Consider the following 10,826-nt stretch of genomic DNA (forward strand, 5'->3'; position numbering starts at 1 on the left):
GACACCCCCGGCCAGCCCTGCAGCGTGCACGAGGCGCTGCGGAACACCGGCAGCGCCTCGTGCACGCTGCAGGGCTGGCCGGGGGTGTCCTTCGTGGGCGACGGGAACGGCACGCAGATCGGGGCGCCGTCGAAGCTCGACCGCAGCGGGGCGAACCCGACCGTCACCCTGGCCGCGGGGCAGACGGCGTACGCGCCGCTCCGCATCGTGCAGGCCGGGAACCTCGAGCCGGGGAACTGCACGACGCAGCAGCCCGACGGGTTCCGCGTCTACCCGCCCGGGTCGAAGCAGTCGTTGTTCGTCGCGTCGACGGCGTACACGGCGTGCCGACAGCAGTCCGCGGAGTTGCTGTCCGTGCGGGCGTTCGTGCCGGAGGGGCAGCAGCAGCGGTAGTGCTGGCGGTGGGCTGGTCGCGGTCCGGGGGTTGCGCGCGGTCTGCGGGCCGGTCGCGGGCTTGCCGGCCCGTCGCGGTCCGCGGGGCCGGTCGCGGTCCGCCATCATGGGGCGGTGAGCAGCCACCGCATCGTGACCGGGCCCGATGACCTCGAGGGCGGGTGGTTCGTCATCGACGACGAGGTCGAACACCTGGAGGACGTCGACTGGCAGCGCCCGCGTCGCGGACAGCCGGCAGTACCGGACCACGATCGCACGGTGCTCCGGGCGGGTGCGCACACCTTCACCGTCGGGGACACCGTGCAACTCGCCGAGGGCACGGTCCTGGACACCGGGTTCCGCGACGCCGTCCGTCGGTACTGGCGGACCAGCATCGTGATCGTCGTCTCGACGCTCGCCTTCCTGCTCCTGCACCTCGTGCACGTCGGCTGGCTCGACGACGGTGGAGCGGTGCCTCGGCGCATCGTGCTCGCCGCGGCGACGGTCCCGATCGTCCTCGTCGTGCTGGCGCTCTGGTCCGTGCTGACCCGCTCACCACACGGGAAGGTCACCCGCGCGATGGCCGGGTGGCGGATGCGTGGGGACTACGACCGGCAGCGCGGGGACGCGGCGTCCTGAACGCTGCTGTGCTGGGGGCGCAGCGGTCGGCGGGTCTACGTCCGGTGGTTCAACGCTCGGCGGTTCGTCGTTCGGTGGTTCAGCATCCGGCGGTTCGTCGTTCGGTGGTTCGTCGTTCGCTGGTTCGTCGTTCGCTGGTTCGTCGTTCGCTGGTTCAGCGCTCGGCGGGGGCGTGCACGACCTCGAGCACTTCAGTGCCCATCGTGCGCATCGCCTCCACCACCGCCAGCCGACGCTGCAGCGAGTCGTCCTCGAACCGCACCGTCACGGCGTAACAGACCGACGACGCCGGGCCACGGAGCACGCCCGCTTCAGCCCGGATCCCCGGCCCGGACCCGGTCACCGCGACGGACTGGAGGCCGTGGTCGAGTGCCCGGTGCGCCAGCGGATCGAGTCCGAACGACCCGGCGACGAGCGACAGGTCTGCCGCCAGCGACAGCCACCCGAGGACCCGGTTCGACACCGTCTGGTCCACGACCTCGCCGAGCGCCAGCCCCCGGAACAGCCAACTGAGCTCCCCCGAGGCAGCGACCGACACGTCCGGGGCGTCGTCCGGACCGCGGCGGTCCCGAACACGGTCGATCAGGGCGGACCGTTCGACACCCAGCGACTCGGCACGGGCACGCACCGCGTCGATCCCGACCGTCGTGAGCAGGGCGTTCGTCGCCCAGGCGTCGGCGGTCGCACCGACCAGCGTGGCGAGGTCCGACACCTGCATGGTCGATTCCTGCAGGAACTGCCACAGGCCTGCCCCGGTCGCGGTGTCCCGGGCCATGCGCTGCAGACGGTCGCCGTGCAGCCGACCGTCCTCGAGCTGTGCCGCGACCTCGATGAGGAGCAGCACGCGTCCGAGCCCGGAGACCGGTTGCACGAGCCGGTCGTCGATCGCCAGCAGGGCGCGACCGGTCGAGGTGTCGATGATCGAGGCGCTGACCCCGGCACCGTCCTGCGCGATGGTGCCGAGCGCCTCCGTCGTGGCGGTGAAGCGCTCGTCCGCCCCACCGCGGTGCTTGCCACGGCTCCGACCGCCACCGCCGGCTCGACCACCGCCGGCGGGACCGTTCCCCGCTGAGCCGTCGTCAGCGGGGCGTCCGGGGCGGCGCCGGCGCGACGAGTGCGGCGCGTCCGGCTCCGTCATCACCAGATGGCGACGCGCTCGGCCGGGGCCAGGTACATCGCGTCACGGTCCGAGACGTCGAAGGTGTCGTAGTAGACGTCGATGTTGCGGACGATCTGGTTGCAGCGGAACTCGTTCGGCGAGTGCGGGTCGATGCTCAGCAGCCGTGCGGCCTCTTCCGGACGGATCGCCATCCGCCAGGCCTGCGCCCAGCTGAGGAAGAAGCGCTCGGCACCGGTCAGGCCGTCGATCACCGGCGGCTCCGCGCCGTCGAGGGAGATCAAGTAGGCCTTCCATGCGATCGACAGCCCACCGAGGTCACCGATGTTCTCGCCGATGGTGAGGGCACCGTTCACGTGGCCGTCCGGCACCTCGGTCGGCACCAGGGCGTCGTACTGGGCGATGAGGGCCTTCGTGCGCTCCTCGAACGCCTGCCGGTCAGCCTCGGTCCACCAGTTCTGCAGGCGACCGTCGCCGTCGTACTGCGAGCCCTGGTCGTCGAAGCCGTGCCCGATCTCGTGGCCGATGACCGCACCGATGGCGCCGTAGTTGGCAGCGGCGTCGCGGCTGGCCTCGAAGAACGGGAACTGCAGGATCGCGGCCGGGAAGACGATCTCGTTGAAGCCCGGGTTGTAGTACGCGTTGATCGTCTGCGGGGTCATGAACCACTCGTCGCGGTCGATCGGCTTGCCGATCTTGCCCAGCTCGCGGTCGACCTGGAACGACGCGATCGCCCGGACGTTGCCGAGCAGGTCGTCGGCGGTGACCGGCAGGGCGCTGTAGTCGCGCCACTTCACCGGGTAGCCGATCTTCGGCGTGAACTTCTCGAGCTTGTCGAGCGCGCGGGCCCGGGTCTCGTCGGTCATCCACTCGAGGCCCGTGATGCTCTGGCGGTAGGCCTCGACCAGGTTGGCGACGAGGTCGTCCATCGTCGCCTTCGAGGTCTGGTCGAAGTGCTCCTCGACGTAGATGCGACCGACCGCTTCGCCCATCGCGCCCTCGACCAGCGAGACACCGCGCTTCCAGCGGTCACGCTGCTTCGGCGCACCCGTGAGCGCGGTGCCGTAGAAGGAGAAGCTCGTCGCCGAGAACGCACTGGTCAGGTAGGGCGCCGACGCGCGGATGACCTGCCAGCACAGCCAGTCCTTCCAGACCGGCAGGGGCTGCTCGCGGAACAGCTGCGCCAGACCGGTGAGGAACGACGGCTGGCGGACCACGACGGTGTCGAACGCTCCGGCAGGTGCGTCGATGGCCTGCCACCAGAGCCGCAGGTCGACGCCCTCGGCGAGCGCCGAGACCTCGTCCCACGGCAGCTTGTTGTAGGTCTTCTGGCTGTCGCGGGTGGCGACGTTGTCCCAGTGCGCCGACGCGATGGCGGTCTCGAGGGCGATGACGTGCTCGGTGCGGTCGCCGCTCTCGTCGTAGCCGGCCAGCGGGAACATCGAGCCGACGAACTCGCGGTACTTCTCGCGGATGTCGGCGAAGCGCTCTTCGCGGTAGTAGGACTCGTCGGGCAGACCCAGGCCGGACTGCTCGAGGAACACGACGTAGGCGTCCGGGTCGCCCGGGTCGTTGTCGACGAAGAGCTGGATGAAGCTCGGCAGACCCAGTCGTTCGAAGCGGCCGACCATGCGCAGGACGTCGTCCTTGTCCTCGATCGCGGCGATGTCGGCGAGGAGCGGTTCGATCGGGGCGGACCCGAGTGCCTCGAGCGCGGTCTCGTCGGTGAAGGACGTGAAGAGGTCGCCGACCTTGCGCTGTTCGGTGCCCGGCGCGGCGCTCTGTGCGCGCTCGATGATCGTGCGCACGGCGGCTTCGGCTTCCTCGGCCAGGACGGTGAACGAGCCGTAGCGGGCCTTGTCGTCCGGGATCGGCGTCTCGTCGATCCACCTGCCGTTGACGTGCCGGTAGAGGTCGTCCTGCGGCCGCACCGACTCGTCGAGTTCGTCGGTACGGATTCCGGTGGTGCCTGCGACGTCGGTCATGCTCACCACGATAGCCACCGAGGCACCGTCCGCCACCCGGTCGGCGCTCATCGGTGTCGGGCTGCGCGTCGGCGGAGCACCCCGGCACACGGCAGCGCGAGCACGCCGAGGAGGACGAGCACGCCGGCGGTGACCGTCGGGCGGACGAGTTCGGCGCCCGTGTACGCGAGTCGACCGGCGGCAGTGCTGTGGACGTCGGCGTGCAACCGGCCAGCGGTGGGCCGGCCGACACCCGGGCCGGTGACCACACCACCCCCGGCGCCCGTGCCGACACCCGGCCCGCTGCCGGCCCCGGAACCGGCCCCGGATCCCGGGCGCTCGGGCAGCGCGGGCAGGACCAGGCGGAGGGCACCCTGTTCGACGCCCCCGACCCGCTGCCGTGCGATGACGCTGCCCGCCGGGAGCTCCGCTCGGGGCACGACGAGTTCCCACGCCCGCGCGATGTCGGTCCGGATCGGCGCTCCGGCCATGTCGGTGATCGCGGTCCCGGCCTGGTCCTCGAGCGTCACCGTCCCGCCGGGCTCACCGGTGCCGTGCAGCCGCACCCGACCGTCCGGCAGTTCCTCGACGCCGCCGGCGAGCGCGATCGGGATGGTCACCCGGGTCTCGGTGCGCCCGAGTTCGTCGTCGCCGTCCGCGGTGACGACGGTGATCCGGTCGAAGCGGACGTCGTCCGGGATCGGCAAGGAGGCCTGCCATCCGGTGTCGCGGCCGAGCTCGACGACGAGGGGTGTGCCGTCCCCGTCGGTCACCGGGCCGGCGGCGTCGGTGAAGGTGAGGGTGGTGCCGACCGGGGCGCGGCCGGCCAGCGTGATGCGCCCGGTCTCGCGTGAGACCGAGGTGGTCTCGACGACCGCGGCACCGGACACCTGGTAGACGTCGTCGACGCCGCCGTTCTGGGTCCCGTCGAAGTACTGCGCCACCTCGATGTGGTGCGCGCCGAAGGCCAGGTCACGGAGGACGACCTGCCAGGAGCCGTCCTCCGCTGCATCGGTCTCGGCCAGGACGGTGTCGGACTCACGGACCACGAGGTGCGCATCCGGGTACGCGAAGCCCTCGAGCGCGATCGACCGGTCGATGCCGTCGACGGTCGCCAGCATGTCGGGCGGCAACAGGATGAGCAGGTCGACCGGGACCTCGAGGACCTGCCCGGAGACCGCCGAGGTGACCCGGATGACGTGTTCGCCACGGCGGACCCGGACCTGCGCCTCCCAGCGTCCGTCGGCGTCACCCTCGGTCCAGACCGGGTCGACGACGTCACCGCCCACCTCGACGCTGGTGCCGCGGTCCACCGTCCCCCGGAGCGTGACGATGCCGGGGCCGTGCGCGATCGAGTGCACGGCCGCCGTGAAGTCGGTGGTGACGCCGACGGCCCCCTCGTGGTGCTGGGCCCCGGACGTCCCCGGAGCACGCTGCCCCGCTGCGGCCGCCGGCTCCGCGGCGAGCGCCGGCAACGCGGTGAGCGCGCCGAGGGCGAGGACAGCAGCGACTGCGGTCGGGGCCAGGACAGGGTGGTTCAGACGCATGGTGCTCCTCGTGACGTTCCACACACCATATCTGGCACGTCGGTTGCCCCGAGTCGTTCTCCACAGCGGTCGAACCCAGACCGCCGCGCTGGCCGTCTGCCCGCTACGGTCATCGCATGGGACTTCCGTGGAAGCTGCACGGCGACGGCCGCACCGTCTCCGCTGCGACGATCGTGGCGCCGGACGAGCGCCTCACCTGGCCCCGCACGATCGGGCTCGGGGTGCAGCACGTCGTCGCGATGTTCGGCGCCACGTTCCTGGTGCCGCTCATCACGGGCTTCCCACCGTCGACGACGCTGCTGTTCAGCGGCATCGGCACGATCCTGTTCCTGCTCCTCACCGGCAACCGGCTGCCGAGCTACCTCGGCTCGTCGTTCGCCTTCCTCGCGCCGATCGGGGCCGCGACGAAGATCGGCGGCATCCCGCTCGCCCTGTCCGGCATCATCGTCGTCGGCGCACTGCTGGCCGTCGTCGGGCTCATCGTGCACCTGGCCGGCGCCGGGTGGATCGACCGCCTGATGCCACCGGTCGTCTCGGGTGCGATCGTCGCCCTGATCGGCTTCAACCTGGCTCCGGCCGCGCGGGAGAACTTCGTCGCCGCCCCGGTGGTCGCGGTGATCACGCTGGCGGCCATCGTCCTCTGCACGGTCCTCTTCAGGGGACTGCTCGGCCGGTTGTCGATCGTCGTCGGTGTGGTGGTCGGCTACGTCGCGGCACTGATCGGCGGACAGGTCGACCTCAGCGCGGTCACCAAGGCGGACTGGGTCGGCCTGCCGACCTTCACGGCACCCGCGTTCGACCCGTCACAGATGGCCGTGTACCTGGGGTTCCTGCCCGTGGTCCTGGCCCTGGTCGCCGAGAACGTCGGCCACGTGAAGGGCGTCGGGCAGCTCACCGGACGCGACCTCACGCCGCTGACCGGACGCGCGCTCTTCGCCGACGGCATCTCGACTGTCCTGGCCGGTGTCGGTGGCGGCTCGGCGACGACCACCTACGGCGAGAACATCGGCGTGATGGCGGCGACGCGGGTGTTCTCGACGGCGGCGTACTGGGTCGCTGCGATCGCCGCGGTGCTGCTCGGACTGTCGCCGAAGATCGGTGCGGTCATCTCGACCGTCCCGGCCGGTGTCCTCGGTGGTGCGACCACCGCCCTCTACGGTCTGATCGGCGTGATCGGCATCCGGATCTGGGTCGAGAACCGCGTCGACTTCGCCAAGCCGAAGAACCAGCTGACCGCGGGCATCGCGCTCATCATGGGCATCGCCGACTTCACGTTCCACTTCGGTGGTGCCACGTTCGGCGGCATCATCATCGGCACCATCGCGGCGATCGTCGTCTACCACCTGATGGACCTCATCGGTCGAGCTCGTGGCACCGAACCGGCCAGCCCCGCGGCGACGGACGCCGAGCGGGCGGCCACCGGCGGTGTCCCCGTCGAACCCCGCCCGGACAGCGCGAAGCGCGGCTGACCGGCCGGAGACGACTGGCCCGACAAGACGGGCAAGATGCGACGGGCCAGATGCGACGGCCCAGATGCGACGGCCCAGGCACGACCACTCAGAGGAGCCCGACGACCCCGGTGACGAGCTGCACCACGCCGAGCACCACGAGGACGACGACGAGGGCGACGGAGCCGCGCTTCGCGATGAACCGCCTCGTGGCCACGAGGACCGGTTCGGCTCGACGCCCGAGCGCAGCCGCGACCGCGATCGGCAGCACGGCCGTGGACCCCGCGAGCACCACGTAGGCGGTCCCCGCGACGACCAGGCCCGCCACCGACGGGTCCGCGTCGCCGACCACGAGACCGGCCGTCAACGACAGCACCAACGCCTTCGGGTTCGTCACGAACCAGGCCACGCCGACGCCGAAGGCCCGCGCCGGCCCGATCGCCGCCATCAGGTCCGACCACCCGGCGCTGCGCGGACGGCCGTCGGGCAGCCGACGCACGGTCCACTGCCACACCGCGAGTCCGAGGAGCAGCACACCGGCGGCGACCTCGATCACGGCTCGGACGTCGGTCTTCCCGCCTGTGGGAGACGGCAGCCGTTCGCCGAGCAGGACGGCGACGACGAGCGCGGTGGCCACACTGAGGACCCACCCCGTGGCGCACGCGGCAGCGGAGGAGTACCCACCCCGGTGGCCGAGCAGGAACACGACCGAGGCGATCACGAGCGGACTGAGTGCGATCCCCACCACGGCGGGGACGAGTGCGACGACGTCCACACCTCGACCGTAGCCATTGGCAGGATGTCCTGGTGCCCCCTGACTCCGAGGACGAGACCGCGACCGCCGTCGTGACGGCGACCGATGCGCGCCGGGATCGTCGTTCGGTCGACCGTGACATCGTCCGGCTCGCCCTGCCGGCGCTCGGCGCACTCGTCGTCGAGCCGCTCTTCCTGCTCACCGACACGGCCCTCGTCGGGCACCTCGGGGCGACGTCACTGGCGGCCGTCGGCGTGGCGAGCGCGGTCCTGCAGACGGTCACGGGCCTCCTGGTCTTCCTGGCGTACGCCACCACCCCGGCCGTCGCACGCGCCCTCGGGTCCGGTGACCGCCGCGGCGCGGTGCACGCCGGCATCGACGGGATGTGGCTCGCGCTCGGCCTCGGTGTCGTCCTGGCGCTGGTCGGCTGGCCGCTCGCCGGTCCGCTCATCGACCTCTTCGGCGCCGCGCCGGAGGTGTCCGCAGCCGCGACCACGTACCTGCTCGTCTCGCTGATCGGCCTGCCCGGCATCCTGGTCGTGACCGCGTCGACGGGGTTGCTCCGCGGACTGCAGGACACCCGGACCCCGCTCGTCGTCGCCACCGTGGGCTTCATCGCGAACGGCTTGCTCAACGCCCTCCTCATCTACGGGCTCGGGTGGGGCGTGGCGGGGTCCGCGGCCGGCACCGTCGTCGTGCAGTGGGCGATGGCGGCCGTGTACGTCGTGATCGCGATCCGGGCAGCGCGCGCCTCCGGTGCGCCGCTGCGACCGGGTGCCTCGGGTGTGGTCCGGGCGCTGCGCTCCGGGGCCTGGTTGTTCCTCCGCACCGCGTCGCTGCGGATCGCGATGCTCACCACGATCGCGTCCGCGACCGGGCTCGGCACCATCGGCCTCGCGACCACCCAGATCGGGCTGACGGTGTTCAGCACGCTCGCGTTCGCGCTGGACGCGCTGGCGATCGCCGGCCAGGCACTGGTCGGTCACGCGCTCGGGGCGCGGGACGCCGAGCGCGTCCGGCTGGTGACCGGGAGGCTCGTCCTCCTCGGCATCGCCGGTGGCGTCCTGCTCGGGGCGCTGACCCTCGCCGTCAGCGGCATCCTGGGGCCGGTGTTCTCCGATTCCGGTGCGGTCCGGGCAGCGTTGCCGCTCGTTCTGGTCCTCCTGGCTGCCGGGCTGCCGGTCGCCGGGTACGTGTTCGTGCTCGACGGGGTGCTCATCGGCGCCGGGGATGCCCGGTACCTGGCCCTCGCCGGTGTCGTGAACCTGGCCGTGTACCTGCCGCTGCTGTGGTGGCTCGGGGACGACCTGGCGTCGCTGTGGGCGGTCTTCTCGTTCGGCTACATCGGCATCCGCGCGGTCACGCTCGGGGTCCGGGCACACCGGCCGGGGTGGATCGCGGCAGCGCTCGCCCGCTGAACCGGAGTACGCCGGACGGCAGGTCTAGGCCTCCGGACCGGTGGCCGGAGCCGTCGATCGATCCGTCGACGGCAACGAGTCGGGCAACGACCGGAGGACACGTTCCGCGCGACGTGCCTCGACCGCGCCCATCGCGCCGATGAGCACGGCCACCACGATCAGGAACGCGAGGAGCCACACGTCGCCGGACGACAGCGCGAGGCCCCAGGCCGAGCCGACCATGACGGCTCCGAGGGCGACGAGACCCGGTGCAGCGACCCGGGACGACCGCCGCTGCCACTCCAGGAAAGCGCGGACGAGGGGCGCGCTGTCCGCCGACACCGGCTCGCGACCGGTGATCTGACGCCCCGTCCGTTGCCGCTGCTCACGGTCGAGGACCGCGAACGGACGCTCGTCGGTGGCGATCCGGAACGGCTGCAGGGTGTGACGCCGACGGGCGACGAACCAGTTCCGCACGGCGAGCACCGTGCCGAGCACCGCCACGGTGACCGGCCCGGGCCACCAGCGTTCGCCGAACACGATGACGGGTACGGCGAGGGTCAGGAGCACCGCGCCGACGGCGATGACAGCCGTGACGGACGGCCCGTGGACGGTCGGCCCGTGGACGGTCGGCCCGTGCTCGGCGAGCCGTTCGGCACGACGGGCGGCTTCGAGCATCGCGGCGTCGGGGGTCGCCGCCGGAGGGGCGCTCGGGGTCGTGGTCACGAGCCCAACCAACCACACCCACCGCGGCATGGTCGGGCCCGTCACTCGGTCACTCGGTCACTCCGCCCGGAGCGCGTACGCCGAGCCGTCCGCCGACCGCGTGAGGACACCCGCGTCGACGGCGTCCCGCCGCACCAGCGCCACGTCGGCGACGAGCATCGCCAGCGCCGCGTTGAGCGTGCTCTCCGGGACACGGCGTGACGGCCCGAGTCGGTCGAACACGAGCCGGACGACTGCGGTCGACACCTGCTGACGCGCACCGGCGTCCAGCGGCAGCGCGGTGATCCGGTCGACGTGCAACACCGCCCGGTCGGACCGGAGCAGCTCGACCGCGTCCTTCGCCTGGCCGAGCAGTCGGGCGTCCACGGCTCCGTCCGCGTCGATCCAGTCGAACCGGGCCACGGCCTCCCGGGTCCGTTCGTCCCCGAGCTCGTGGGCACGATCGTTCCCGATCCCCGCCAGGAGCTTCGGGGTCATGACGACCGCGATCACCTGTCGCGCCCGTCCCAGCGCCGCCTGCACGTCCATCCCGGTCCCCTCCGTCGTGTGGCTGCGAGGGTACCGGGGCCCGCTGCCGGAGCCGACCGCCACCGGACGGGAGGCGCGTGGCCAGCCCGATCCGCGCCTCCCGTCCGGCCGCGCCCGGCCGCGCCGCCCCGCGGTTCGAGGCGGACCCGCACAAGCCGCGCCAACCCGAACCGCGGCATCCCGCGGTTCGGGCCGGCTTCCGTTGGGCGGAGGCGCGTGGCCGACCAGGCCCGCGCGTCCCGTCCGACGCCGCCCCGGCCCACGGTTGGACGGGAGGCGCGTGGCCGCCTGGGGCCGCGCCTCCCGCCCGACGGCGCGCCCCGCCGCGCCCGGC

At 72.4% G+C, this 10,826-nt stretch carries 10 protein-coding genes; 4 read left to right on the forward strand and 6 right to left on the reverse strand.

Annotated elements, in window-relative coordinates; translation table 11 throughout:
- Positions 1-393 (forward strand): DUF4232 domain-containing protein (locus QL987_RS16145; protein WP_290158643.1); only part of this gene is annotated, 393 nt, incomplete at its 5' end.
- Between the two features lie 114 nt (positions 394-507).
- Positions 508-1,011: a hypothetical protein gene (locus QL987_RS16150; protein ID WP_290158644.1), complete on the forward strand. Its 504-nt coding sequence runs from the start codon at positions 508-510 to the stop codon at positions 1,009-1,011.
- A 154-nt stretch (positions 1,012-1,165) separates the two neighbouring features.
- Here QL987_RS16150 and QL987_RS16155 read toward each other — a convergent pair whose 3' ends face one another.
- Genes QL987_RS16155 through QL987_RS16165 form a run of 3 tightly spaced genes read right to left on the reverse strand, consistent with a single transcriptional unit; the run spans position 1,166 to position 5,639 of the window.
- Positions 1,166-2,149: a serine hydrolase gene (locus tag QL987_RS16155; protein ID WP_290158645.1), complete on the reverse strand. Its 984-nt coding sequence runs from the start codon at positions 2,147-2,149 to the stop codon at positions 1,166-1,168.
- Positions 2,149-4,113 carry a M13-type metalloendopeptidase gene (locus tag QL987_RS16160; protein WP_290158646.1) on the reverse strand — a complete coding sequence of 655 codons (1,965 nt, stop codon included), beginning with the start codon at positions 4,111-4,113 and terminating at the stop codon, positions 2,149-2,151. The genes QL987_RS16155 and QL987_RS16160 overlap by 1 nt, the downstream gene beginning before the upstream one ends.
- Before the next feature lie 47 nt (positions 4,114-4,160).
- Positions 4,161-5,639 carry a hypothetical protein gene (locus tag QL987_RS16165; protein ID WP_290158648.1) on the reverse strand — a complete coding sequence of 493 codons (1,479 nt, stop codon included), beginning with the start codon at positions 5,637-5,639 and terminating at the stop codon, positions 4,161-4,163.
- Positions 5,640-5,755: 116 nt separating this feature from the next.
- On the opposite strand from QL987_RS16165, the gene QL987_RS16170 reads away from it, so the two are divergent.
- Positions 5,756-7,108, forward strand: coding sequence for a solute carrier family 23 protein (locus QL987_RS16170; RefSeq protein ID WP_290158649.1), 1,353 nt, complete (start codon positions 5,756-5,758; stop codon positions 7,106-7,108).
- Positions 7,109-7,196: 88 nt separating this feature from the next.
- Here the strand turns inward: QL987_RS16170 and QL987_RS16175 are convergent, their stop codons facing one another.
- Positions 7,197-7,862: a GAP family protein gene (locus tag QL987_RS16175; RefSeq protein WP_181439291.1), complete on the reverse strand. Its 666-nt coding sequence runs from the start codon at positions 7,860-7,862 to the stop codon at positions 7,197-7,199.
- Between the two features lie 134 nt (positions 7,863-7,996).
- Between QL987_RS16175 and QL987_RS16180 the strand changes: the two genes are divergently transcribed.
- Positions 7,997-9,259 carry an MATE family efflux transporter gene (locus QL987_RS16180; protein WP_290158654.1) on the forward strand — a complete coding sequence of 421 codons (1,263 nt, stop codon included), beginning with the start codon at positions 7,997-7,999 and terminating at the stop codon, positions 9,257-9,259.
- Between the two features lie 24 nt (positions 9,260-9,283).
- Here the strand turns inward: QL987_RS16180 and QL987_RS16185 are convergent, their stop codons facing one another.
- Positions 9,284-9,964, reverse strand: coding sequence for a hypothetical protein (locus QL987_RS16185; protein ID WP_290158651.1), 681 nt, complete (start codon positions 9,962-9,964; stop codon positions 9,284-9,286).
- A 57-nt stretch (positions 9,965-10,021) separates the two neighbouring features.
- Positions 10,022-10,492, reverse strand: coding sequence for a DUF2087 domain-containing protein (locus QL987_RS16190; protein ID WP_290158652.1), 471 nt, complete (start codon positions 10,490-10,492; stop codon positions 10,022-10,024).
- Positions 10,493-10,826 lie beyond the last annotated feature (334 nt).

The organism is Curtobacterium sp. APC 4022 (assembly GCF_030407555.1).
GTDB lineage: Bacteria > Actinomycetota > Actinomycetes > Actinomycetales > Microbacteriaceae > Curtobacterium.

What these genes read in the sequence shown, in the direction of transcription:
- QL987_RS16155 (WP_290158645.1), bottom strand. Translation starts at nt 2,149, where the DNA reads ATGACGGAGCCGGACGCGCCGCACTCGTCGCGCCGGCGCCGCCCCGGA.
- QL987_RS16160 (WP_290158646.1), bottom strand. Translation starts at nt 4,113, where the DNA reads ATGACCGACGTCGCAGGCACCACCGGAATCCGTACCGACGAACTCGAC.
- QL987_RS16165 (WP_290158648.1), bottom strand. Translation starts at nt 5,639, where the DNA reads ATGCGTCTGAACCACCCTGTCCTGGCCCCGACCGCAGTCGCTGCTGTC.
- QL987_RS16170 (WP_290158649.1), top strand. Translation starts at nt 5,756, where the DNA reads ATGGGACTTCCGTGGAAGCTGCACGGCGACGGCCGCACCGTCTCCGCT.
- QL987_RS16190 (WP_290158652.1), bottom strand. Translation starts at nt 10,492, where the DNA reads ATGGACGTGCAGGCGGCGCTGGGACGGGCGCGACAGGTGATCGCGGTC.